This window comes from Ruegeria sp. CDSC045 (assembly GCF_059610725.1).
The window spans coordinates 63,477-89,555 of record NZ_JBXWOE010000015.1; the positions used below are offsets into that span (position 1 = coordinate 63,477).

16 protein-coding genes and 4 pseudogenes are annotated in these 26,079 nt (G+C 55.2%); 14 read left to right on the top strand and 6 right to left on the bottom strand.

Annotated features, from left to right (window positions below; all coding sequences use genetic code 11):
- The first annotated feature begins 18 nt into the window (after positions 1–18).
- From AC2FH6_RS20365 to AC2FH6_RS20400, 8 genes and pseudogenes are all read left to right on the top strand, one after another.
- Positions 19–381 carry a rhodanese-like domain-containing protein gene (locus AC2FH6_RS20365; protein WP_496704057.1) on the top strand — a complete coding sequence of 121 codons (363 nt, stop codon included), beginning with the start codon at positions 19–21 and terminating at the stop codon, positions 379–381.
- A gap of 30 nt (positions 382–411) precedes the next feature.
- Positions 412–1,308, top strand: a complete 897-nt coding sequence (locus AC2FH6_RS20370; protein WP_496704058.1) for an MBL fold metallo-hydrolase — start codon at positions 412–414, stop codon at positions 1,306–1,308.
- A gap of 7 nt (positions 1,309–1,315) precedes the next feature.
- On the top strand, positions 1,316–2,116 hold the full coding sequence (locus AC2FH6_RS20375; RefSeq protein WP_496704059.1) for an enoyl-CoA hydratase: 801 nt from the start codon (positions 1,316–1,318) through the stop codon (positions 2,114–2,116).
- A pseudogene (locus AC2FH6_RS20380) lies at positions 2,113–3,724 on the top strand (AMP-binding protein). The gene AC2FH6_RS20375 and the pseudogene AC2FH6_RS20380 overlap by 4 nt, the downstream one beginning before the upstream one ends.
- A 29-nt stretch (positions 3,725–3,753) precedes the next feature.
- Entirely contained in the window at positions 3,754–4,908 is a 1,155-nt protein-coding gene (locus AC2FH6_RS20385) for a glycine cleavage T C-terminal barrel domain-containing protein (RefSeq protein WP_496704060.1), read from the top strand.
- Between the two features lie 277 nt (positions 4,909–5,185).
- Positions 5,186–5,911 (top strand): annotated as a pseudogene (locus AC2FH6_RS20390) (IS5 family transposase); the annotation flags it as partial.
- A 300-nt stretch (positions 5,912–6,211) separates the two neighbouring features.
- The gene (locus AC2FH6_RS20395) at positions 6,212–7,849 is read left to right on the top strand and encodes a hypothetical protein (protein ID WP_496704061.1); all 1,638 of its coding nucleotides are present in this window, start codon (positions 6,212–6,214) and stop codon (positions 7,847–7,849) included.
- 205 nt (positions 7,850–8,054) lie between these two features.
- The gene (locus tag AC2FH6_RS20400; protein WP_496704062.1) at positions 8,055–8,888 is read left to right on the top strand and encodes a class I SAM-dependent methyltransferase; all 834 of its coding nucleotides are present in this window, start codon (positions 8,055–8,057) and stop codon (positions 8,886–8,888) included.
- Between the two features lie 271 nt (positions 8,889–9,159).
- On the opposite strand, the gene AC2FH6_RS20405 is transcribed toward AC2FH6_RS20400, so the two are convergent.
- A complete protein-coding gene (locus tag AC2FH6_RS20405; protein WP_496691950.1) occupies positions 9,160–10,002 on the bottom strand; it encodes an SDR family NAD(P)-dependent oxidoreductase in 843 nt (280 codons plus the stop codon).
- Between the two features lie 36 nt (positions 10,003–10,038).
- Positions 10,039–10,851 (bottom strand): SDR family oxidoreductase, encoded by an 813-nt coding sequence (locus tag AC2FH6_RS20410; protein ID WP_496703431.1) that lies wholly within the window; start codon positions 10,849–10,851, stop codon positions 10,039–10,041.
- A gap of 159 nt (positions 10,852–11,010) precedes the next feature.
- Between AC2FH6_RS20410 and AC2FH6_RS20415 the strand changes: the two genes are divergently transcribed.
- The 5 genes and pseudogenes from AC2FH6_RS20415 (at position 11,011) to AC2FH6_RS20435 (ending at position 20,405) form a co-directional block, all read left to right on the top strand.
- Positions 11,011–11,901: an AraC family transcriptional regulator gene (locus AC2FH6_RS20415; RefSeq protein WP_496704063.1), complete on the top strand. Its 891-nt coding sequence runs from the start codon at positions 11,011–11,013 to the stop codon at positions 11,899–11,901.
- Positions 11,902–12,451: 550 nt separating this feature from the next.
- Positions 12,452–16,249, top strand: coding sequence for a hypothetical protein (locus AC2FH6_RS20420; protein WP_496704064.1), 3,798 nt, complete (start codon positions 12,452–12,454; stop codon positions 16,247–16,249).
- Between the two features lie 343 nt (positions 16,250–16,592).
- Positions 16,593–16,796, top strand: a pseudogene (locus AC2FH6_RS20425) (IS6 family transposase); the annotation flags it as partial.
- A gap of 572 nt (positions 16,797–17,368) precedes the next feature.
- Positions 17,369–19,429 (top strand): adenylate/guanylate cyclase domain-containing protein, encoded by a 2,061-nt coding sequence (locus AC2FH6_RS20430; RefSeq protein WP_496691954.1) that lies wholly within the window; start codon positions 17,369–17,371, stop codon positions 19,427–19,429.
- Between the two features lie 514 nt (positions 19,430–19,943).
- Positions 19,944–20,405 carry a hypothetical protein gene (locus AC2FH6_RS20435; protein ID WP_496704065.1) on the top strand — a complete coding sequence of 154 codons (462 nt, stop codon included), beginning with the start codon at positions 19,944–19,946 and terminating at the stop codon, positions 20,403–20,405.
- Positions 20,406–20,585: 180 nt separating this feature from the next.
- On the opposite strand, the gene AC2FH6_RS20440 is transcribed toward AC2FH6_RS20435, so the two are convergent.
- From AC2FH6_RS20440 to AC2FH6_RS20450, 3 genes are all read right to left on the bottom strand, one after another.
- On the bottom strand, positions 20,586–21,662 hold the full coding sequence (locus AC2FH6_RS20440) for a DUF2652 domain-containing protein (protein ID WP_496704066.1): 1,077 nt from the start codon (positions 21,660–21,662) through the stop codon (positions 20,586–20,588).
- A gap of 202 nt (positions 21,663–21,864) precedes the next feature.
- Entirely contained in the window at positions 21,865–22,278 is a 414-nt protein-coding gene (locus tag AC2FH6_RS20445) for an ester cyclase (protein WP_496704067.1), read from the bottom strand.
- Between the two features lie 124 nt (positions 22,279–22,402).
- On the bottom strand, positions 22,403–22,933 hold the full coding sequence (locus tag AC2FH6_RS20450; protein ID WP_496704068.1) for a TetR/AcrR family transcriptional regulator: 531 nt from the start codon (positions 22,931–22,933) through the stop codon (positions 22,403–22,405).
- Between the two features lie 682 nt (positions 22,934–23,615).
- On the opposite strand from AC2FH6_RS20450, the gene AC2FH6_RS20455 reads away from it, so the two are divergent.
- Positions 23,616–25,274 carry an AMP-binding protein gene (locus AC2FH6_RS20455; RefSeq protein ID WP_496704069.1) on the top strand — a complete coding sequence of 553 codons (1,659 nt, stop codon included), beginning with the start codon at positions 23,616–23,618 and terminating at the stop codon, positions 25,272–25,274.
- A 211-nt stretch (positions 25,275–25,485) separates the two neighbouring features.
- On the opposite strand, the pseudogene AC2FH6_RS20460 reads toward AC2FH6_RS20455, so the two are convergent.
- Positions 25,486–26,010 (bottom strand): annotated as a pseudogene (locus AC2FH6_RS20460) (tyrosine-type recombinase/integrase); the annotation flags it as partial.
- Positions 26,011–26,079: the final 69 nt, after the last annotated feature.

The window sequence follows — 26,079 nt, forward strand, 5'->3', positions numbered from 1 at the left end:
TCGAAAATGAAACCAAACATGGCTCAGACGATCACCAAAAGCGCGAAAGACATCGTAAAGGTGGCCATGAAAGCGGTGCCTGCGATCAGTGCCGAAGAGGCATCGGCCTTGGAAGGCTCGCCCGATCACGTTTTTGTCGATCTGTGCGATGGTACGGAACAGGCCAAAACCGGCGTCATTGAGGGTGCTGTCGCATCGTCGCGCGGCATGATGGAATTCCACATCGACCCGGAAAGTCCTGCGCACAAGCCGGAGTTCAGTCAAGATAAGACTTACGTGTTCTATTGCTCATCGGGTGGGCGTTCTGCCATGGCGGCGGTGGTGGCCATGGATATGGGACTATCGCCCGTTGTGAACCTGACCGGAGGCGTTGGTGCCTGAAAAAAGGCCGCGGGCGCGCTGGAATAAATCATGGAACCTTCAACAAATTTCCCAAATCTCAATATGGCAGCAAAGCCTAAAGTCGAAGGGTTCTTTGATCCTGCCAGCAACACGATTTCTTATGTCGTGAAAGACCCCGCATCTAACGCCTGTGCAATAATCGACAGCGTTCTGGATATGGATTACGCCGCCGGGCGGATCACTTACGACAGTGCCGATCGCTTGATCGACGCCATCCAGTCACAAGGCTTGTCGGTAGAATGGATCATTGAAACCCATGTCCATGCCGATCACCTGTCTGCTGCACCCTATATTCAGGATAGGCTGGGTGGCAAAATGGGCGTTGGTGCAGGCATCATCGAAATTCAGGACACCTTCGGCAAAATCTTCAACGAAGGCACGGAATTTCAACGCGACGGGTCGCAGTTTGATGCTTTATTCGAGGATGGTGACACCTACACCATTGGCGAAATGACAGCCTTTGTGATTGCCACGCCGGGCCACACACCAGCCTGCATGGTGCATGTGATTGGCGACGCCGCCTTTGCCGGTGACACGCTCTTTATGCCTGACGGCGGCTCAGCCCGCGCAGACTTTCCGGGTGGTGATGCAGGGCAGCTTTACGATTCTATCCAAACCGTGCTGAGCCTGCCGGGCGAGATGCGCCCGTTCATCTGCCACGACTATGGCCCCGGTGGGCGCGCCATCGCGTGGGAGACCACAATTGGCCAGCAACGTGCCGACAACATCCATGTGGGTGCTGGCAAATCGCGCGAAGATTTCATCAAGTTCCGAACGGAGCGTGACGCGCAACCGGCGATGCCCAAACTGATCATACCGTCCCTGCAAGTGAATATGCGGGCCGGCGAGATCCCGTGCGACGAAAGCGGTGCACCTATGCTGAAAGTTCCACTCAATGGCCTATGAGGGCGAAATGCAAAACGATGATTTGATCCTGCGGGCTGACATCGATGGCGTTACCGTTCTGACTCTGAACGCGCCCAAGTCGATTAATGCGTTGTCAGAGGCGATGCTATGCGCTCTGTCTGACACATTTGACGAAATCGCAGAAGATCGCAGTGTCAAAGCAGTGATCTTGCGTACCGGCGGCAATCACTTTTGCGCGGGTCATAACCTCAAAGAAATGTCGGCGCGCCGGGCGGATGCCGACGGTGGATTTCAGTATTTCCAAGACCTGTTTGCGACGTGTTCGGCGATGATGCTTCGGGTGGTGCGCTTGCCGCAACCTGTAATCGCCGAGGTCAAAGGGATTGCCACAGCGGCGGGGTGTCAGCTTGTTGCGTCCTGTGATCTGGCGGTGGCCGCCGACAACGCAACTTTCGCAACATCGGGCGTGAATATCGGGCTATTCTGCTCAACCCCGATGGTCGCGCTTTCGCGCAATGTGCCGCGCAAGCTGGCGATGGAAATGTTGCTTTTGGGGGAATTCCTGCCCGCAGCCCGCGTCGCCGAAATGGGGTTGGTTAACCGCGTGGTGCCCTTGGCGGAACTGGAAGCGGCATCCACAGAAATGGCTAGGATCATTGCCTACAAATCGCCGTCCGCCGTCAAGATCGGCAAGCGTGCCTATTACGAACAGCTCGAAATGCCGCTGGAAGAGGCCTACGCCTTTGCCGGTCGCACGATGGCGGAAAACATGATGGCCAAAGATGCCGAGGCCGGTATCGGGGCCTTCACCCGCAAAGAACCGATGCCTGAATGGACCGGGGAATGATCTACGAGGGCCCGGAGCTTGCCCGTAATGCAGCGAACCACACCGCCCTGTCACCGGTTTCGATCCTCAAACGCGTCGAGCGCGTGCATCCAGAGCTTCCGGCGCAAATCCGTGGCCGCATCCGGCGCAACTGGGGCGAGGTCGCGGAACGTTGCAAACGGCTGGCCTCTGCCCTGGCCAAACGCGATATCGGCAAGGGCGATACCGTCGCCCTGATTGCGCCGAATATCCCCGAGGCGCTGGAATGCGCGCTGGCTGTGCCCATGTTGGGCGCGGTTCTGAACGCGAACAACACGCGGCTGGACGCGGGCACGATCGCTTATATTCTGGATCACGGCGACGCCAGGGTTTTGTTGGTCGATACCGAATTTTCCGATCTGGCCGCTGAGGCCGTCGCCCAATCGGGCCGTGACCTGTTGGTCATCGATATCGAGGATAGTGAAGGCCCGGGCGGCGAGAAAATCGGCACGTTGACCTATGATGCGCTGCTGGCGGAAGGCGACCCGGATTTTGCCTATTCCTTGCCGGAGGATGAGTGGGACGCACTTGCTCTGAGCTATACGTCAGGCACCACAGGACGGCCCAAGGGTGTTGTCTATTCCCATCGTGGCGCCTGGACCAACGCGGTCAACAATGTCGTCACATGGGAAATGCGGCATCATCCGGTATACCTGTGGACGCTGCCGCTGTTCCACTGCAATGGCTGGTGCTTTCCCTGAACAATCACCATGCTGGCCGGGACGCATGTGTTCCTACGTGCGCCAAGGGCCGACGCGATTTATAACGCCTTCGCCGATCATGGCGTCACCCATCTTTGCGGAGCGCCGATCATCATGTCGATGATCTCGGGCGCAGAGGAAAAACGCGACTTTCCGCAAAATATCAATATGATGACCGCCGCCGCCCCACCTCCGGCCAGTGTGATTGCAGGAATGGAGGCGATGGGCATCTCGATCACCCATGTCTATGGCCTGACTGAGGTCTATGGCCCCGCGGTGGTTTGCGCGGAAAAAACCCGATTGGGCAGCACTGCCAGCGGAAGAACAGGCAAGCCTGAAAGCCCGCCAAGGCGTCGCGTATGAATTGCAGGAAGACGTGCTGGTCCTGAACCCCGACACACGTGCGCCCGTGCCATGGGATGGTGAAACGCTGGGCGAAATTGTTTTTCGCGGCAACATCGTCATGAAGGGCTATCTGAAAGCGCCCGAGGAAACCGCCAAAGCCTTCAAGGATGGCTGGTTCTGGTCGGGTGACATCGCGGTGCAGCATCCCGATGGCTATATCGAGATCCGCGACCGGTCCAAGGACATCATCATCTCGGGCGGCGAAAACATTTCGTCCATCGAGGTGGAAAAGGCGCTTTATTCGCATCCTGCCGTCAGCCTCTGTGCCGTCGTGGCGATGCCGAATGAGAAATGGGGCGAAGTGCCTTGTGCCTTTGTGGAGCTTTCCGGCGAGGCCACCGAGGATGAGCTTCTGGCGCACGCCAAAGCCCGTCTTGCGGGATACCAGCGGCCAAAGAAGGTGATCTTTGGTGAGCTGCCCAAGACCATTACCGGAAAAATCCGCAAAAACGAACTCCGAGATTTGGTCCGCGCAAATAGCTGACCTCCCACACAATTAACTGGATACACGTCATGTCCCATGAACTTAGCTTTGCCCAGTTCAGCTTCGGAACACAGGTCCGAAAATCCCCTTACTCCGACGCAGCCTTGCGGTGGGGGGCCAAAGGATTTTCCGTCTACAACCACATGTACATCCCCCGCGATTTTGGCGATCCGAGGCAGAATTTCTGGAATCTGGTCAATGAGGCGATCCTGTGTGACGTCTCTGTCGAGCGTCAGGTCGAGATCAAAGGACCGGACGCGGCAAAGTTCACCCAATTCCTCAGCTGCCGTGATCTTTCGAAATGTGAGGTCGGACAATGTAAATACGTACTGATTACCGACCAGAGCGGCGGGATCATCAACGATCCGATTCTTCTGAAACTGGCCGAGGATCATTTTTGGCTGTCTATTGCGGACAGTGACGTCCTTCTCTGGGCGCGCGGTATTGCGGTGAATTCCGGCATGGATGTGGAGATTTCCGAACCCGACGTGTCACCGTTGCAGCTGCAAGGCCCCAAATCCCGCGACGTTCTGCGCGCAGCCTTTGGCGATGCCCCGACCGAGCTCAAATACTACCGGTTCATGGAATTTGACTGGGACGGCGTGCCTTTGATTATTTCACGCACCGGATGGTCAAGCGAGCTTGGTTACGAGATTTTCCTGCGCGACGGATCACAAGGTGACCGGCTTTGGGAACATCTGATGGTCGTTGGCACTCCTTTGGGTCTCAAGCCCGGCCATACATCGAGCATTCGCCGGATCGAGGCGGGCATGTTGTCGTATCACGCGGATATGAACCTTGCGAACAACCCCTATGAGCTGGGTATGGGGCGTCTTGTCGATCTGGACACGGAGGCTGATTTTGTCAGCAAGGCGGCCTTAACCAAGATCAAGGAACAGGGCGTGTCGCAACAGCTAGTCGGTCTGGAAATTGACGGTGATCCTTTTATCGGATCCAATGATTTCTTTTGGCCCATTATCAAGGGTGGCGTGCAGGTCGGCGCGGTCACGTCTGCGATCTATTCCCCAAGACTGGAAAAGAACATCGCACTTGCGATGATCAGCATCGACTACGCAGCATCAGGCGGGGTCCTACAGGTAGATAAGTTGAGCGAAATGCGTATGTGCACTGTCGTGCCGATCCCGTTTTACGATCCCAAGAAATCACTTGCCTCAGCGAGCTGAATGGGCCGCTGCATAGGTTTGGTCGCCTGTGCAGCGAAGCGTTTCCCCTCGATGTAATCCGCGTTAAAAAATACGGAGCATAAGTGAGTTCCCTAACTACGATCATAGAAAACGACGGTTTCGTATTGCCGAATTGGAAGCAGACATTGAACAGCCTCATCTGACTGGTCCAAGTTGATTGTTAGGGTCTGGACCCATTGATTTCCGTTTTGCGGCGTGATTCACGGTTCAAAAACGAGCGGTGAACATGTCTGATCTCTTCTGACTTACGGATGCGCAAATGGCGCGTCTGGAGCCGTTTTTCCCGAAGCCCCACGGCAAGCCGCGCGTCGATGACAGGCGTGTGTTGAGCGGGATTATCTTCATCAATCGCAGGTTTGCGGTGGTGGGATGCCCCTGCCGCCTATGGACCGCACAAGACGCTGTACAATCGATGGAAACGGTGGAGCGACAAGGGCATCTTCGCGCGAATGATGGCCGGTCTGGCCGCCGAGCACGGCGAACAGAAGACTGTAATGATCGACGCGACCTATCTGAAGGCTCATCGGACAGCGACCAGCATGGGCGTCAAAAAGGGGGGCGTGGACGCCTGATTGGCCGAACCAAGGGCGGCTTGAACACCAAACTGCACGCCATCTGCGACAGTCAGGGACGCCCGCTGAACCTGTTCATAACCGCAGGACAGGTCAGCGACTACATCGGTGCTCGGGCTCTGTTCAGCGGCATACCGAATGTCGATTGGCTACTCGGAGATCGCGGGTACGATGCCGATTGGCACCGAAAAGCGTTGCAAGACAAAGGGATACGCGCTTGTATCCCCGGTCGGAAGCAGCGCAAGACAACGGTGAAGTACGACAAGCGCCGATACAAACGCCGCAACCGGATCGAGATCATGTTTGGCAGGCTCAAGGATTGGCGCCGTGTGGCAACCCGTTACGACAGGTGCCCGAAGGTCTTCCTCTCAGCAATCGCCCTCGCAGCTCTCGTCATCTATTGGCTATGAGTCGTCAGCAGAGAGTCCAAAGCGGCCTTTATCTATCTACGACTATATCGGAGAACTGGGTTTTCTGGGCCTATCACTCGAAATCACCATTTTGGGTCATCAAAAGCCAACTTCGCGCATGTCAATTCCGGCTGGGTGTTGGAAAATGGGACCGAGAAATGTAATCTCTGCTCATCTCCATTGATTGGAGATGAAGTGGCCTGCACGCCGCTAGACCGTTCAGAAGGACGTCGAACGCGATCGTTCGAAATTTGACGGTTTTGAATAAGATGTTCATTTTCAAATGCTTGGGGGGGGCGCATGAGCTATTTCGACCTTGGGACCTATTCACGGCCCGGCGCATCCGCATCAAATGAAGCGCAAACGTGGTTCGACCGCGGTCTGAACTGGACCTTTGGCTTCAACCACGAAGAGGCGGCGGATTGTTTTCGCAAGGCGATTGCAGCGGATCGCGCCTGTGCGTGGGCCTATTGGGGGTTGGCCTTTGCGATTGGTCCAAACTACAACAAAGAGTGGGATTTTTTCGAGCTTGAGGAGCGGATTTCGGTCCTGAAAGAAGCGCACGAAGCCCTGTCGACGGCCAAGGCGCAAGCAGGCATCAACACAGTCGCCGCAGCGATGATCGAGGCGCTCACGGCGCGGTATCCGACCGACCCGGAAGTCGAGGATTTCGGTCCGTGGAACGACGCATTCGCTGATGCGATGCGCCCGATCTACGCGGCCCACCCGAACGACCTTGAGGTGGCGACAGTGTTTGCTGAGGCGCTCATGAATCGCACCCCCTGGGGGCTTTGGGACATTGAGAAAAATCAACCTTCAGACGGCGCGTCGACAGAAGAGGCGCGAAACGTTCTCGAAACCGCATTCTCAAACAACGCTGGCGCTTGGGACCATCCGGGGTTGTTGCACCTCTATATCCACCTAATGGAGATGTCGCCCTGGCCCGAGCTGGCCCTGTCGCATGGGGATCGCCTGCTGGATCTTGTGCCGGATTCCGGGCATCTGGTGCATATGGGGACGCACATCGACGTGCTGTGTGGTGACTACCAGAATGTCATTTGGCGAAATCACCGGGCCGCGGAAGTTGACGAAGCATATGAAGCCTACGCGGGAGCCCAGAATTTCTATACTGTCTACCGTTTGCATAACATCCACTTTGAGGCCTACGGCGCGATGTTCATGGGGCGAAAGTCGCAGGCGCTTGCCGCTGCAACGCGGCTGCAGGAAGTCCTGCCGCGCGAAACGGTCGCGTACCTTCCCGTATTGTTTGAAGCCTTCTGGGGTATGCGTATTCACGTGTTGGTGCGGTTCGGCATGTGGCAGGCGCTGTTGGATGAGACGCTTCCTGAAGATCAGGCGCTCTTTTGCTTCACTACCGCGCTGACCCATTACGGGCGCACCGTCGCCCTGGCCAACCTGGGGCGCATCGACGAGGCCCGCGCGGCATTTGCGGAATTCCGTGCTGCACAGGATAAGGTCGGCGAGGATCGCTTCATGTTCAACAACGAAGCCCGCGACGTCTTGAAAATTGCGGCGGCTATGGCCGAAGGTGAGTTGCTATACAAATCAGGCGAGGTTGAGAACGGCCTTCTACTTCTGGAGGCGGCCATCGCTGCGTCTGACGGGCTGGTCTACGATGAACCCTGGGGCTGGATGCAACCACCGCGGCATGCGTTGGCTGCCCTGCTGATGGATCAGGGCCGGTTCGCCGAGGCCGAGCCGATCTACCGCGCAGATCTGGGTCTAGATGATACCCTGCCACGCCCGGTTCAACACCCGCGCAACGTCTGGTCGCTCCACGGGCTGCACGAGTGCCTTGAGGCCCGCGGAGAAGAGGTTGAGCGGCGCCACGTCGCGGAGTTGCTTGATCAAGCGCTGGCTAGGGCAGAGGTCCCCATCCGAGCATCGTGTTATTGCAGAAGCGCTGCTGCAGAATAGATGCGATGGAAGTTAATTTAGTCCCACACGCTGTACAATTCACGAAGCGAACCAAAAAATGGGGTTTTGATACCGCATCAATCGACTGCTTTGCACCCAAAGCAACCTACCCGCAAATGACGGCGAATGCCCATTTCATTTGGCGAACTTGACAATTTGCCCCTTTCGGCGGTCCTCCGAAACGTGGCGACTGAGGAGATGTTGGATGCCTGACAATCAGGAACAGGACACATTTGCCGCCCTCGAAAGGCGCGAATGGGCCAAGTGCGATGTGGCACAATCCTATGCCGAGGTGTTTGCCAAGGCGGCGGACATGGTTGTCCCACACCTGGTCGCTGCGGTTTGTGCTGGACCGGACACTCGTGTGCTCGATTTGTGCTGCGGACATGGCAATGTATCCGCAGGCCTTTTCAACACAGGTGCTCGCGTAACGGGCCTTGATTTCTCACCCGCCATGCTTGAGATGGCGCGGCTGGCGGTGCCACAGGCTCAGTTCGTTGAAGGCGATGCGATGGCCTTGAGCTTTGAAGACAATACGTTTGACGCTGTAACAATTGGCTTTGGAATGCCGCATATGCCGGACCCCCCGAAAGTGTTGGCAGAAGTTCGCCGTGTTTTGCGCGACGGCGGTCGGCTGGCGTATTCGGTGTGGTGCGGGCCCGAAGTTGACACTGCACTGGGGTATGTTTTTGGCGCCATTGAGGAACACGGGTCGCCAGAGATTGCCTTGCCACCGGGTCCCGGGGCAAATGATTATGCCGATCCGACTATCGCCTTTCCCGTACTCGCCAAGGCCGGTTTTTCAGATTGCCATCAAACCTTCGTCGCGTCGAAATGGCAGGTTAGTGATCCGGGCGCACCGTTCGATTTTTTTCTTGAAGGAACGGCCCGAGGTGGCGCCCTTTTGCGCCCTCAACCTACAACGAATTCGGCCGCAATCCGAGCGGCAGTTGTGGCCAAAGTTCTGGCAAAGCACGGTGCGGGTCCTGAATGGGACGTGCCAATTCCGTCTGTCGTGACCTCGGCGGTCGTTGCCTAGCCGATCGGAGCGATGTGCTGAAATGCGCGTCGTCGCCATTCATCCAAGTGTCCGGATTGTCCCGCGTTTTGTCTGTTCACACGCGTGCCGCAAAAGTCGTTTCGTACCAGAGCGGCCCTCGGTGCAAGTCGCGGCATAGGTTTAAGGAGAGCCCGAAGTCTCAGTTGCCGCGCTTCGTACGAATGTCCGCTAGGTATTTCGACGAGGTGTAAGCCTTGTGATTTGGATAGCAGTTTTGTTGGCTCCATTTACGGCCGCACTTATGGAGCGGCTATTCCGAGACCTCGTGGGCGGCAAAGGCATCCGCATAGCCAGGATGCCAGCGCGACAGCGCGGGCCGGTTATGGATAATATCACCCAAGGCCCATTCGACGCGTTTCCTGTCGCGGGCTTCTGAGACATCGTTGTCGGGGCAGAGAATATAGAAATCTCCGTTCGACATGCGCTGCAGCAGATAGTCGATCGCCTCGTCGCTTGACCATGCCGCCGCGGGCTTTTCGGGCATGAGCTTCTGGATCATGCCCGTGTAGGTAAAGCCGGGCACAAACAAATGGGCGCTGATCTCGGCACCCGCCTCGCGCAGCTCGTGGGCCAGCATCTCGGTCATGACCTTCACAGCGGCCTTGCTGGTGTTATAGGCGGCGTTTCCGGGCGGCGTGGTGATCCCCTGTTTCGAGCCTGTGTTGATGACCACGGCAGGGCGCGCTGTGGCGATCATCCGCGGCAGGAAGGCGTGCACTCCGTTCATGACGCCAAACAGATTGACCTCTATCAGTTTCCGCCAGTTCTCGCTGTTTTCCCAACTGCCGGTCGGCAACGCAATCCCGGCATTATTCATCAAGACAGCCACTTCTCCGAGTTCAAAGACCTGATCGGCGAGATCCGTCATGGCTGCGGCGTTGGTCACGTCCGCGGGTATCGCCCGAACCGTCTGGGACGTATCCGCCAGTTCGATCAAATCCGGCTCGGCTTTGTCCAGCGCCTCTCCCGGAAGATCGACCAGCACAACACCCAGACCCGCCTGCAAGAACCGTTTGGCCGCAGCGAAGCCCACGCCGCTTGCCGCCCCGGTGACAACAGCCAGGCCGCCTTTATCGATTGCTTTTTGGTACATGTTGTTCCCTCTCTTGATGACGGGTCACGTCGTGTTTCAGGGCGCCATCTTTTGTTTAATGCCCCCGATAAACGCCGCATCGTCTTGTTGTTTGCGGGCATCCAGCAAAGCCTCGGCATCAGGTCCTGCGCGATACCGCAAACGGTCGCCGGTGTCGTTGGCCGCGTCCCAAATCATCTCGGCAACCGTCTCTGGCGCAGAAGGGTTCGATGCGAGTTTGCCGAACAGGCGCCCCATAGCTTCGGCCATCGGCACGTAGTCTGACAGATTTTCATCCATCGCAAAATCGAACGAGCTGCCGCCGAAATTCGTTTGGATCATGCCAGGCTGAACAATACGCACCCGTATGCCCAACGGTTCCAACTCGTAGTGCAGGGCTTCGGACAGACCTTCCACCGCAAACTTGGTACCGTGATAAAGCGCGCCCAGCGGGAAGGTGATCTGCCCACCGATAGACGAGATATTGATCACCGTGCCGGAACGGTTTTGACGAAAGTGGGGAAGCACCGCTTTGGTCACCTCCATCAAGCCGATCACGTTGGTGTCGAACTGGCGTCGGATGCGGTCCATCGTAAAGGCTTCGAGCGCGCCATAGGCCCCATAGCCTGCATTGTTCAGCAAAACGTCGATCTGTCCAAAGCGTTCGATGCCCCCTGCCACGGCCGTCGCGATTGAGTCGGCATCCGTCACGTCCAGCCGCGCCAGGTGGACGTTCTCCAAATTGGCAAGATCCGAGCCGCCGGTAGGGGTCCGCATCGTGGCAACGACGTTCCATCCCTTGGCCTGAAAATACCGGGCCGTTGCCGCGCCGATACCGGACGACGCGCCGGTAATTAGAATGGTCTTCATATCTTTGATCCCCTGATGCCTCTGCGCATAATACTCAAGAATTCTGTGGGAATCTTTTTCTATTCTCCTAAAAGTTAGCACATTTCTCCAGAAACGGAGTTTTTTTAAGAAATTAAGGCTGCGCCCATGCTAAAGGAGGACAAACCAAGGGAGGCGGACATGGAACCCCAGGATTTGTTGGACTACGTTTCGACACTGCTTGACCAGAAAGGGATCGGCCAGGGCGTTCTTCAGCATGAAGAAAGCGGGACGGTGTTCCTGACCCATCCGACGCCAACCCAACAAGAGGCCAATGTCTACCGTCCTCTTTTGTGTGCGGTGCTGCAGGGCGCAAAGCAGGTTGGCACCAGCACGAGAATCCTGACAGTTGGGGCTGGGCAATCATTGATCGTCAGCAATGCCTTGCCCGTGGTCTCGCAGGTTACCAACGCAACGCCCGAGCATCCCTATGTCGCACTCGTATTCCCTTTGGATTTGGATGTGATGCGCGCCTTGGCGTCGTCGCTGCCACCGTCATCTGGTGCCCGTGTATCGGACCCGTTTTCGATTTGCCTCGCAGATACGGATGATGCGTTACAGGACGCGCTGTTGCGCTATTTCCAACAGTGCGAAACCGATGAGACACGGTGCATGCTCGCCCCCATAACAGCGCGGGAAATCCATGCCCGCCTGTTGATTGGCAAGCATGGCAGCACGCTTCAGAAACTGGTGTGGCATGAAAACGTGGCCAGCAAAATCTTTGCAGCGACACACGAAATCCGCTCTGATCTGGGTCGGTCACTGTGTGTTCCCGAGCTTGCCGGGCGTGTTGGTATGAGCAACTCGGCCTTTTTTGAGCAGTTCAAGGCGGTCACTGGAACGTCTCCCTTGCAATACCAAAAGGACCTGCGGTTGATGCAGGCCCGCAACGAGCTGCGCACAACCGGGTCGAAAGTGTCCGAGATTGCCTATGGCGTCGGATACGAAAGCTCGGCCCAGTTTTCGCGGGAATATGCACGCAAATTCGGATGCTCCCCAAGACACGATCGAGTTTCTATGGCCGTCCAATAAGGCAAAAAGTAACAAATTCAAACGTCACAGCTCTATTACGGACAAGAGCCTTTCAGCCCGGCCAATTTCCGAAAGCAGCCGTAGGCGCATTCGCAGCGAAAGTCGGCTGCGTCCCGCAATGTGTGAGTTCGAGCAGCGCCAAAGTTTGCACTTGCAGCGAATGACCGGGATGCGGGCTGCGACCGCAGAATCCCTGCAGGGTGCCGAATGTCTCTTATGGGCCGCTCAGTGCTTGCGGCTGCGTGCGCGGTAAAATTGCACAATAACCAGTTCTTCACGTCAGAGCTGTGCGGCATTTTGCACTTGGCACCGTGCGGAAGGAGTGCGGTGTTCATTGCTGTTAATGCCTCCGAGCGGCGACGCCCTAGGTGGCACCTGATTGACATTTTGGGTATTTTGGCGCAAAATAAAAGCATATTTAAACAGCATTAACACTATTCCAAATTTGCAAATCACACTTGGTCGAGATTGGTGTAAAGCGTCCTATTTGGCGCAATTCCCAAGAGAAATTGACAGAAGTTCATTTTTAAAACGGAGGCTTACTTTAGCTATGTCCAGTCTTATTCAATCTGTTTTCGGTCGTGTCACCCAACAGGAGAACGGTCAGCCCGTACACGGTATATTGGTCAAGATTCAGGCGGTATTTGGGGATGGCTGGCGCAAGCGAGACGGCTGTAAGATCGATCTTGGATGCGTCCTGACGGCCGCCGATGGCCGATTTGTGCTCATAGTGGATTCGTCGAAAATACCCGAAGACTGTCGATGTGCAGGTCCGATGGAATTGCGGATAAAGCTGCGCGACCGCGATGGCGTGCGCATCCATAAAGCCCGGCTCAAGATTGAGGATTGTTCCTGCACCGACGATATTAAAATCGACGTCGCCATCCCGGCAAAGAAGCTGGCGTGTCACCTGAGGCGCCCGTTAAGCTGGGCTGCACCGGATAAGTCGTTTTTGCCAGAAAGCGTTCTTGATGACATTGAGGAAGCGCTTGAGCTTGCGGATGCTGATCGGTTGCTGCGCAAGCGCACTCACTTCTTTGAGTGCATCCGCCCGACGCTTGCGATTTTTGACAACTCGCTTAGTGATGCCTGGAGTGTTCTGAACGGAGACGTCGCTGCCAAGGGGCGCTATGTGGATGTCCTCAATGCTCTTTGTGCCACGTCGCCAACAGGCTGCGGCTGTGGCGGCGCATCCGGGGATGATGCAGGCGGTATCTTGCAGGACATTTTTTCCGACGACTGCAATGATGACAGCTGTAGGCCCATCAAATCCAAACCCAACCCGGTGTGCTGTTCCGACCATGTCTGCCCGACCGGTAAGTCTCTGATCGCTGACAAAGACATGAGCTTGATGGTCTTTGCGGCCATGCATGTATCCTGTGGTCACAGACCAACAATGATCAAATACGTCGGCGCGCTGCTTGAACAACGTTGCCGGTTCCAGGTGTTGACCGCGCTTCATGAAGCAGCTGTCAACCTGATTTGCAAGAAGCCGCACGCAGGGCGTCATTTTAAGGATCTGCTCGAATATGTGATGTGCATCTGCACCGGTCAAACCCCTTGCGGACAAGTGCCTTGCTGTGAAACTTGTGTCCGCCAGCCCATCCTGGATTGCATCACGGATGCATATAGAAACTGGTGCAGTATCGAATGCTACACCGTGACCAAGATCAACTCAGAGCGTGCCTGCCCCGGTGACACGGTTGCGATCTGCGGGTGCGGGTTTGGCGATATTGCGGGGCAAGTGCAATTCACCCAGCATGGCACGATGAACCCCGGTCCGATCGCTATGCCGACCTCGTGGTCAGACGAACGCATCTGCGTGATCGTCCCGTCCAGTGCAGGATGTGGTTTGGCGATCATTCCTCCGACCCAAACGATCAGCGTCTGCGATCGTTTCCTGGACTATCGAAAAAGCGGCACGATGTTGGCTGAGTTCGAAGGCACAAGCGCTGACATTCTCAAGTTTATCGTCAAAGGGCATCAAAACGACGACTGCCTGTTACCCGGCGAGGTTCTGAAAATCCGCTGGAAGGTCTGCGCCGCTGACTCAGTTACTGTGCGCATCGTCAATACAGACACCGGCGCTGCCATTGCACAGATTTCGCCGGCCCCCGATCTGGGACGCTGGGACTTCGATCAGACTGACTTCGACCAAACGACCCGAGTGCGGGTCGAAATCGTCGTGACCGGTAAATGTAAACCTCCTACAGTAAGTCAGGGCTTAGACCTCGTTTTCCAGAACCCGCCGGATCTATCCATCGACGGGGTCGAGGTAACGCAGGCGATTCAGTATTTCCGAGCCAACCAGCATCTGACTGATCCAGCTGACCGCGGCCCGGACAACTCCCTTCAACTTGTTGCCAATAAATCGGCCTGGGTGCGGACATATCTGCGCAGTGGACAGGATCCGAATTTCGATAATGGGCAGCTCGGCAATGTCAGTGGCACACTTCAAGTGGAACGCCGGGTTGGTGGGATCTGGTCCACGGTGGCCAATATCGTTCCGACCAATGCCCCGGTGACAGCGCAGGACAGTTTCTCGAGCTACGACGCAGAGAGACGCGACATTGATGCGACGCTGAACTTCATTATCCCTGCCAACGTGATGACCGGGCTCTTGCGCCTTTCTATCACTGTCTCGTCGCCAGACGATTGCTATGGAGGCAGCGGCACGGCCCAACAGCTTGTTGATGTCGACCTTGAGCAAGAGTTGCGCGTTGCAGCCGTCACAATTGGCTATAACGGTCCACCGATGGGCGGCGGCGCCAATATTACCTTGCCTGCCCCCAACGCAGCGCAAGTTGCCGCTGATACCAGCTTTGCCCTTCGGGTTTTCCCGGTAGGCAGTACGCCCAACGTGCGGATCATCGACAGTCAGACAACAACACAAGGTCTGACAAACAACAATTTCCCAGCGGGGGGGTGCGATCCCAACTGGACGCCGATCCTGAATTTCGTGGCTAACGCGCGCACGAATGACGGTAATCAGGGCGATTGGCTTTACTATGGATTGGTCAATGCGGCGATCCCGCGCTCGCATGGCAACACAGGATGCGCCAGCGGCGGCAACGGCGCTGGCTTGTCCGGTAGCCCGGTCACGTTGGCGCATGAGTTGGGCCATCAGGCGGGTTTACCACATGCCCCATGTGGCACGGTCGGCACGCCAAACGCGAGCTACCCGCTTTACGAGCCTTACGATACCGGCATGACAACGACCGACAGCAACGGCAACACTGTCTATTCGGATGCGAGCATCGGCGAATACGGCCTCGACACAAATGACGGGACAATACACCGGCCAGCCAACAGTGAGGATCTGATGGGTTATTGCGGCCCGCGGTGGGTCTCGATCTTTACGCATAACTATATGCTGAACCGCGCCGAATTTGACCCGGTGGCGCTGGCAACGGGCGTGTCTGGCGGCAGCTCGGAGGGGGCAGGCGCCATGGAAGTCGACAGGCAAGACCAGATGCGTCCTTTCGTGACGATCGTGGGTGAAGTCGGCAAAGACATGCAGGTCTCGGTCGCAAGCCTCGTACGGGTTCCAACCCGGCCCTTGCGTATGTCTGGCGCCCGTACCGATCTAGTTTTGCAGTTGATCGGGGACAAGGACGAGGTGATCTCATCTGCGCCGGTGTTCACAATGGATAATCACGACGCCAATGGCGATGGCTGCGGTTGCGGCGGAGGCGATAAAAAGGATCCGCCTAAACCGCCGTATAGTTTCATTGCGGCAATGGGCGATGTCGGCTCTGGAATTGCTATCCGCATCTGCCAGGGGGACGCAGTCATATGGGAGCGCAAGCGACCGGCACGGCTGGTTAAATTGGCTTCGGCTGAAGCCAGCATTGGCAAGTCTGGTCTAAAGGTTTCCTGGAAAACGACCGGTGCCAAGCGTGGTTACGATCCCGATATTTGGCTGCAATGGTCTTCTGATGGTGAACGCTGGAACGGGCTCAGGGTTGGTGCGAGAGGTAACAGCGTTGAGATCGACCCCAACACCATTCCAGTCGACAAGGTTTGGATTAGGGTCCTTGCTCATGACGGTTACTTCACCGCAACGGCAGACACCAAGCAAGTTAAACTGCCACCAGCGCCACCCGAACTCGCCATTATTCACCCCTCTGAGGGGCAAGTGGTGCGCCCGGACCGACCGCTGCATCTCTGGGGTACATTCACTGGCCGCACCGAAGTAAAATCTGTTGAATGGTATCTGGACGGCAAGAAGGTCGCCAAAGATCTGGATGCTTGGATCGATGTACCCAAGCCAGGTGAGCATGTGGCGGAGCTGCGCGTTAAAGGCGCAAACCCGGTAACTGTCAAGTTTTCTACAGGTGAGCGCTAGATAGCTGGCTTCGATGTGCTGAAAGGGAACTCAATCCAATGCTAGCATCCAGGGTTAACGCCTGAGATCTGGCAAGTGTTAGCCCACAACGCACCCTTCAGGTAGCAGCCGCCGCCGTCTAGAGATCAGATTAGATGTCGTTCGCCATTCCCTGGTGCGGTTTGTTTGCGCGACGGGTGAAAAACCAATGCTTTGCCCATTCGGCACAAAGGCCACGTTTATAAAGAGGCGCCCTTATATACTTGGATTAGTAGTTGGCGGTACTGGTTCTCAATAGACTTAATTATTCTGTCACTGGAGAAAACAACATTTATGACCAGCCCAAAATTGACAGGAGCATCCGGTGACGATCTCATTCAAGGGCTCGCATTTCCCAAAAGATGTGATCTTGCACGAGGTGTTTTTCTATCTGCGCTACTCAGTGTCGTATCGGGATCTGGAAGAAATCCTGGCTGAGCGCAGAGTTAAGGTTGATCACGCGACGCTGAACCGTTGGATCGTCAAATATGCGCCATTGATTGCCGACAAGGCACGTCGCCAGAAGCGAAACTGCGTCCGCCTCTGCAACGCTCGATGGGATTGAAGTTGCGCAGATGATCAGGAAGGGTTAGTTCGGAGTCGGAATCTGCCCGTTCAAGCAGTTTGCGAACCTAACCGCTTGAACTTAATAAATTCCAACCAGCCCTCACACTTCAGAGAATTTTGCGACAAAGCCGCTAAGATCATACCGAACTTGCGAATTCGGACCAACGGTGGCTCTTCCCGCAATATGCGGTCGGAAGGGCAGAGTAGATGAACGGCAGATTCCTTTCGCGAGCTGTTAGTTCGTAGACCTGCCGATTTCGTGGCTGCGGCGAATGTCTCCTTTGATGAGCTGCAGCGCAGTGGTGGGACAAATCTGCCAATGGCGGGTTCGGGCCGCCCGTTCATTTGCACACAGCGTCTGGAAAAATCGCAAAGGTTAGCTACAGTAGTCAGTGTTCAAGCGTCCGCTTCAACACAATGCTTTGCTGCTACCTAACAGTTGCGTGAGATTTCGGGATAGGTCTAAGAAAGTTATGCCCTCCTAGCAATCTCAATTCAATACTGAAGAATATGAGTTATTTGGCGGAGATTTAAGTGCGACTTAGCGTGGGCATCGCTGTGTCAATTCTGGTGGCTGTGTCTATCGGAGTGTCGACCTTTATTGTCCATTCCCTATGGTGGACGACTGCGCGCGACAATAGCCGCATGCTTGCAGCTGAAATCAACGGCCAGATCGCGAACACTGTCCGCATCGAGGTGGGGGTGACGCTTAGGTCGGCCGAAGCCGCCTGGGCAGCCGTTCGCACGATCTTTGTCCAGAACGTCATCGCGACGCGACAGGCCGACAAGCGCGAGTTTGTTTTTCTGTCGCAACTGCAGGCGCAGCCGAATATCTCATGGATGTTCTTTGGCTGGCCCGATGGCAATTTTTTCGCGTCGCACCGTTTAGGTGACGGCGGGCTTGAGATGATTGAAATCGACAAGGGAATCCGCGATCGAATGCTGCGGAGGGATCGCTACATCTTTATCCCGGGTGACATTCAGTTCGAGGAGCGGGCCTTTACTGAAACATCCTATGATCCGCGCGAACACGCCTGGTTTGAAAACTTCATGGGGCTCAGCTCTGCGGGGTGGATCGAAACGCGCGACCTTCCGGATAGTAAAAAAACCGTTTACGCCTTTGCTGGTCCGATAGACGTCAACCGAACGCGGCAAGGTGTTCTGGCTGTTGCAATCGAAACGGATCGTTTGTCACGTTTTCTCGCCACGCTTGCGCCCGGCGAATTCGGCGCGGCATTTATTCTGAACGCTGACGGCAAAGTTATTGCGGTACCTGATGCAGAAGCGGATGAGATTACCCCGGCGCGAATGGGCGAAGGGAAGCTTTATGAAGTTGCCATGATCTCAGGCGAAAGGTTGTTGGCAGACCCCCAAGCGAATGCCCAGGGCACGTTGACGAAACGTGTCGTCATCGACGGCGTGCCTTATGCGGTGGCGCTGACGCCACTGGGGTTTTACGGCTGGCGCGTTGCCACGGTCATACCCGAAGCGGCGTTTCTGTCGAGCATCGATGAAGCGCTGATAAACTTGATATACGTTTTGATCGGTGTGGTAGTCGTCGCAACCGGGCTGGCGATCTGGCTGATCCGAAGCATTGTCGCAAATCCGTTGGCACGCATCGCCGAAGATCTTGGCAAAATCGAACGCTTTGACGTCGAACGCATTGAGCGCAGACCCTCCAGACTGTCTGAGCTTGCCAATCTTTCTGCGGCAACCGCGAGCATGGCCGCTGGTTTGTCCGCTTTCCGAAAATACGTGCCCACCGATCTCGTGCGTATGCTGGTTGCTGAGGGCATCAAGATACAGCCGGGCGGAGAAATGAAACAGATCTCTGTGTTGTTTTGCGATGTAGCGGGTTTCACAGGGCTGTCCGAAAAACTTGGCCCAAATATTGTCCAGCTGATGGAGCCCTTCTTCAGCGCAGCTTCAGCGGCCATTACTCAAAACGGTGGGACGATCGACAAGTTCATAGGCGATGCCGTGATGGCGTTTTGGGGGGCGCCGCGTAAAGATGCTGATCACGCTGAAAATGCTTGCCGCGCAGCGCTGGATCTTGTCGCTGCGGTGGGCGCGTCCGGAATTGAAGATGAGGCCGGCAACCCCCTACGCGTCAGGATCGGGGTGAACAGCGGCGAGGCTCTGGTCGGAAATATCGGATCAGAGCAGCGGTTGAACTACACCGCGATTGGTGATGTCGTGAACGTTGCCAGTCGGTTGGAAGGGGCCAACAAAGACTATGGAACGCTGATCCTGGTCGGGCCGGAAACGAGGCGACAGGCCGCTGACGCAATCGTGGTCCGTGAGTTGGACACGCTTACCGTGTTTGGACGTGTTGAAGAGCTGGTGGTCTACGAACTGATCGCAATGGCGGATGGGCGTGTTGGATCATTTGCCTGGATAGAGGCTTATGAACAGGGCCTTGCACATTATCGGACAGGGCGGTTTGAAGAGGCCGTTGCCGCATTCGCGGCCGCAGACCAGGCGCGAAACGGAGACCCCGCCTCAGTCGCCATGATGGCCCGCGCCCAAGACCTGTTAGACAGGCCGCCAAAGGAAGGCTGGCGTGCGGTTACTAGCACCACCAAGAACCAGTAGGTAACTTCCGTTTAAGTTAAGGGGGCTTCGGGAAAGTCCGACAAGTCTCGCGTTGTGTGAGCTCAGCGCGCCAAGGACTTCGCTCTCGCAGCGAATGACTGCAAAGCGGGCTGCGACCGCAGCATCACCACCCAGTAGCCAATGTCCGGTTTGGGCCGTCTAGGAAAAAGACCCTGTGGCTCTAAATTTCAAAAGCTTCCGCGATGGCCAATGTGTTCTCCAACTCTAGGCCAGGATACCGTACCGTCCTATCCATTTTTGTATGTCCAGGCAGAAGTCGCTTATTGCGCAGATTGTCAATGTTTCTGCAGATCTGAGTAACCTTGGTTCACCTCTTAGAATGCGTTCCCTTGGTGCTCGCCTCAAGGTCTATGGGCTTCACCCATTCCCGGACAATCCGCAAATACTGGCGGGTCGAGACGAGCGGGCGCTCATGAATAGCGGAAATTAACATGCCCGTCGTTTGCTAATGTCACTAATACTCTTAAGGTGAATGGAGCCTTAGGAGGCCTTAATGAAAAACCTAATTTTGATCTCGGTCTTGGCCGCTACTAGTACTGCGACCAGTGCCGAGGAGCAACGCATCGAGCTTAATAATTTCTATCCGCTTTCTCAGAAAGACTTTGACCTTGGTGATCATATTTTTCACATCGCCGACAACAAAGGAGGATTTGAAGTTATCGAAGGTCCTGTTGACGGCGGGCTTGCTCGATGCCTTGGATCGGGGTTCGGTTACCAAGATGGGACCAACTCAATCTCCGGAATATGCATTTTTGGTGAGGGCGAAGACACTTTCACGATGCGTTGGAAAGCAGGTGAAAAAGGCGCGGCAAACTCTTGGGAAATTATCGTCGGAACTGGGCGCTATGATGGGATGACTGGCGAGGGCATAGCCACGACGGACATTGTGTCGATGTACCAAGCACTACCTTTGAGGCGAACCCACATAGTAGGAACCGTGGAAATCCCTGAGTGAAATGTTGTCCCTGAGTTTATGACGGGTAGGGCCGTTGGATTGATCGTGGGAAGCAGGGCATGGGAAAACGTTACTGTTGCTCCAATGTTCGGTAGGTGATGGCGTCAGACATCATACACATCACAGAGAGCAGCATTTCGCGGTTGCCGACGCAATATAAGCCGTCCCAACAAAGCGCTCTTACTTCGAGGCCTTGAGTTGTTCGTCCAGATCAGAGAACGATGCGGCCCAGAATTCTGCCAGGAACGCTGAAACCTCCTGTTCTGAGATTTCCGACCTATTGCCCTCGGCATCCGTCGCTTGACCCATTGTGTATCGCATGTCGGTGCCAGAGTTCGTTTGCGTCAGCTGATATGTCTCGGGCAAGCTCACCCCGGTGCGCGCCGGATCCTGGATGCAGGTCGAGAAATAGTCGAACGGTTCCCAATCAGTGATGCGATAGAAAAAGTCCGCCAATTCGTGAGAGCAATGATATTCCGACCCGTTGCTGAGGCGCCCTTGCGGGCTGTCGACGGTGATATCCTGAACACGGTTCATCCATTTCAGCTTTAGTTCAGGCGCGACCAACGCCTCCCAGACGACTGCAATTGGAGCATCGAAATGATGGCTGAAGGTCCAAACTCCGTCTTCCTTGGTCAAAAAATGGCGCTCGCGGTTGGCACGCAAACGTTCCCAAGATTTAGCCAAATCGTAGACCTTCATCGAAACCTCGCCAAAATGTTCGATGTCCTGTGAAAACGGTTCCACTATGCCTTTGATATCCATGGCGTTTGCAGCGGCCTCGCTAAACAGCGCGTAACTGCGTACACCGGTGGCTTCAACAACGTTCGTCTTGGCCATTCGGTGGACCAGAACAACGTCGGCGCCGGAAAAGTCTTTTACCGGGCCAAGTTGCATTTCTTCGAACTGGCCATGATGGGTGATAACCTTCAAATCCAGCCCTCCGACATTGGCACACGCGTTGCAGGTACAGGTTGTGTTGGCAATTATGTCCTGCCGACGAAGAGCAAATGCGTTGTAGAGATTCTCGCAGATGGTCAGGAAGGTCTCGCCGGAGGGGAAATCCTGCCGGGTTGAATATGCCAGAACGGCATCGCCTTCGGTTTTCCAGAAATGGAGCGGATCACCCACCTGTTCGACCAGTACGCCCAGCAAGGAATGCAAAATCGGATTAGCGTGATCCATTTCCGAAGTGGTCAAAAATTGTGTGTAGCCGGAAATGTCGGCGATCAACAGATATCCAGTTTGTGTTGACATGGCACGCTCCCCAAAAGAGTGTTTGGCGCGGTTATTTTGACCTACAAAGGGTTCAAAACCACTTTGGGTCCAAATGCGCCATAGACGGTCATCATGGTGTGTAGGCTGGAGCTCAGACGCAAAGTTGCCGGTGAGAGCCAGAAGTGGTTACCAAGTTCCCGCAATACAGCCCCTAAATGGCGCCGCCGCTATAGCGACGTCACTACGCCCATCCGAGTTGTTTTAGAGAGTGCCCATCATTCCAGATTTTGGTCATTCGGGCGATCTTATCACCTTCAAATTCCATAACGTAGGCATAGTTGGTTGCGATTTCTTTGCCGGTGGCAGGAACTGGTCCACCTTCACCGGTTTGTTTGCCGCTGAATACTGCTGTGGCCGTTACGATGTTGCGTTCGTGATCAGTCGAGAATGAGGTGATGTCGTAATTGCCATCTGGGATTGGGGTCAAAATTCCCGCCGTCCAGGCTGTATAATCTTCGATTGTCGTGATATCGGCCAATGCGTCGGCTTCGCATGTAAAAGTGGCACCGTCCTGACAGTATGTCTTGCAGACGTTCCAGCCTTTGCCTGTTTCGCATGCATCAAAGAAGGCCATAGCCGTTTCGGAAATACTCATCGTGTTTCTCCTATCCCTGTTTTACTAACGTCCAGCGCGTAGTCGCCTTCAACTCCATCTGGATGGGATAGTTTTAGAACATTTATTTTAAAAAATCAATTTTAAAATAAATAGGGGATGAAATTCACTCGCGAATTTCCCTCATGATCAAGTCGTAAAAGTTTGGTATCACGCGCTTTTTTTCGTCGTGCCGCCCATACAAGACGGTCCCGTGAACGCAAAAAACCACAAAGCTCGCAAGCTGCGCCGTGTCCTTCTCCGCCCCGATATCTCCATCCGCCTGGGCATTACGAAGAGCAGTTTCAACCAATGACTCGACTTCTGCGCAGAACGCGCCCACCTGTTCAGCGGCCTCAGGACTTATCACATGTTTCTGCGCAAGGTGGTTCATCATCAGGCAGCCCTTGTATTCCGACTTGGCGGCCCCCAAAAAAACGTTTCGGAGAAACATTTCGACGCCCTCTAAGTTAGGGTTGTCGATCAGAATACGATAGCGCGGCCCGATAACATGATCGCGGTAATGATCCAAAGCTGCTGAAAACAATCCTTCCTTGTCTCCAAACTCCTTGTACATGCTGGCCGTGTTCAGCCCGGTTTCGCGGACAACGTCACTTATCGATGCAGCTTTGTAGCCGTTCTGCCAAAAAACACCCATGGCTTTTTCAACTACAGCTTCGCGTGAATATGATCTTGGTCTACCCATCGGAGCATATTAAAATGATCATTTAAAAATCGCAACACGTACCGTCTGAGCAAGATCATGAAAAACCGTTACGCAGGGTAGAATCTTCGTGAACTGCCACGTTTTGCATGGTGCGCTCTTAATTTCCAACTCGCAGGCAAGTAGTTGACTTGTTATTGCTCCGTGTAGCGAGAATGCTCCCGCGTTTTCACAAATCGATGTCAGTATTGACCGCCTTTTTTTATTGTTCAAACCAACTGCAGAAAATGCGCGGCTCAATTTTCGCATCCCAGCGCGGCCTTCAATGACCGGTTCGATGAAATTCGCTGAGAGGCAAAGTTCCGATGGTCGAACGAGCCTGCCCTGACCTAGACCATTTGCACGAGCAATGCTGCATGATTTACAGCCTGGTCGCGTATCCCCGAAAATGTGAATCCTGACGCGTTTAGGTATCTCTGTAACGAGCGTCGGCTCGCTCCCATTTCATTTGCCACGCATTGGACCGTTGGCCTACCGTCTCGTGCCAAACCGAGCCTTGGCTCGGGACTGAATGGACCACTCGTGGCGCGCTGATGTTCGCGTAATCTCCAACGTGGAAATTCGACCTATTTGAGTGCAAGGTAATTACGGGCTGCATTTGGAGGAATCCGTTTTGATGGAATCGAATTCTGACTCTGGGACTTCCTCAGAATACTCCATAGCGGTGGAGGGCTTTGATCTGGACGTCGCGAAGTCTGTCTTTTTCGGTAATTTCAGCGACGGGATCAATGCATGCGTAGAATGTTGTGATGTCCATTTGCAGGGCAATCCCCTGGCTTTGAACTGGATTGCATTGGACGGGCACTATGAGACCCGCGACTTTAGACAGTTGCGCGATGAAGCTGCACGCTTCGCCAACTTGCTGAAAGAACAAGGTATCCAACCCGGTGACATCGTGGCGGGTCTGTTTCCGCGCACCCCGGATCTTGTGACGGTTGTTCTTGGCGCCCTCCGAGCTGGCGCTGCCTATCAACCTTTGTTTACAGCTTTTGGGCCCAAGGCCATTCAGGACCGTTTGACCATGAGCGGCGCGAAACTGGTTGTGACCGACGCCGCGAACCGCAAAAAGCTCAACGAAGTGGAAGGTTGCCCGCCTGTCGCGATGATTGCTGACACGCGACAAGAGGTTGTTGGGGGAGACATTGATTTCCGCCGGGCAATGGCCTCGCAATCGCCTGAGTTCGTCCCGGTATTGCGGAACGGCGATGATCTGATGTTCATGATGGCGACCTCTGGAACTACAGGTCCCGCCAAAGGAGTTCCCGTGCCCCTAAAAGCTCTGCCTGCCTTTAGATCTTACATGGTCGAAGGGATCGGTCTGCGGCATGAGGATGTTTTCTGGAACATTGCCGATCCGGGCTGGGCCTATGGTCTATACTATGCGTTGATCGGCCCGCTACTGTTGGGTCATGCAACCACTCTGGTCGAGGGACCATTCACAGTGGACAGTACATATGACGTGATTTCGAGATTGGGTGTGACTAACTTTGCAGGCGCGCCTACAGCGTTTCGACTAATCATCGCCGCCGGAACCGAGCGCGCGTCACAGCTGCGCGATCAGATCCGCTGCATCAGCAGCGCTGGCGAGCCACTGAACCCCGAAGTCATCCGCTGGTTCGAAACCGAACTGAATGCGCCGATTAAAGATCACTATGGGCAGACCGAAACGGGTATGCTGGTGAATAATCATCACGGGCTCGTACATCCGGTCCGTCCGGGATCGGCCGGCTTTGTTATGCCGGGATACAGGGTCGAGGTTCTGGCCGAGGATGGTAGCATCGCCGATTTCAATGAGCCTGGTCAATTGGCCGTCAACATCGCGGATTCACCTCTCTTGTTCTTTAGCGGCTACCTGAACAAGGGCAACAAATCGATCGAGAACGGATACTATCTTACCGGGGACACGGTGGAGCGGGACGAACACGGATGTATCACTTTCGTAGGGCGGAACGACGACGTCATCACCTCTTCGGGGTATCGCATCGGACCGTTTGACGTTGAAAGCGCCCTGATCGAACACCCTTCTGTGACGGAGGCGGCAGTCGTAGGCGTGCCGGACAAGGAACGGACCGAAATAGTGAAAGCGGTGGTCGTACTGGCGGAAGGCACAGAAGGTAATGAGGAGTTAGCTGCAGAGCTGAAGGATTATGTAAAACAGCGCCTTTCAGCACACGCCTATCCTCGGCTTATCGAATTCGTTGAAGAACTGCCAAAGACACCCAGCGGCAAAATTCAAAGGTTCCTGCTTCGAGAAGCGAGTGTCGGCGCCACTTGATCTAGCCTCTCGAGGGCAAGCTTCGTCGTTCATCTACATGGCAATTCTGCTGGGCAGCAACCGGCAGCTTCGTCCCGCGTTCTGTGAGTTCGCTTGTGTTGAGATATTGCTGTCGTAGCGAATGACCGCAAAGTGGGCTGCAACCGCAGCATCGTGACGGCATGTCGAGTGACCGGTAAGGGCCGACCGTGTAGGCGGCCCAGAGATGTTTGATTTCAATAGCTTCATCAATGGCCAAGGCACCCTCAAGTTCAACGCCAAGATACCTGACTGTACTGTTCATCTTTGTGTGCCCGAACAGAAGCTGAACGGCGCGAAAGTTGCCAGTCTTCTTGTAGATCTGAGTGACATTCGTTCGCCGCATCGAATGCGTGCCCTATGCACTGACTTCCAGTCCGATCGACGTGACCCAGTCCCGAACAATCCACGCATATTGACGTGGCGATATGTGAAGGCGCTCATGAGAACGGCCTAGCCAAAGATACTCTGATCCGACCATCAATTCGTATTCCATCCATTTCTCGATGGATGTGCGGGCGCCTTCCGATATCTCAAACCGAACTGACTTCTGTGTCTTGTTCTGCAGCACTGAGGCGCGTTCCCTGATCTGGCCTGACGCCAGCACATCCACAACTTTCCTCTTCACAAGGTCGCAGCGGCGAAGCTTGCTGTCGACTGCCATATTGAACAGAGCAAGATCACGATGGTTCTCTGCCAATTCAAGCCGCACCCGGATTGCCCAGACATGCTTAGGTTTAAGTGGCCGCTTCTAACCGACAATGCGGCCCTTGTTCCATGCGGGGCG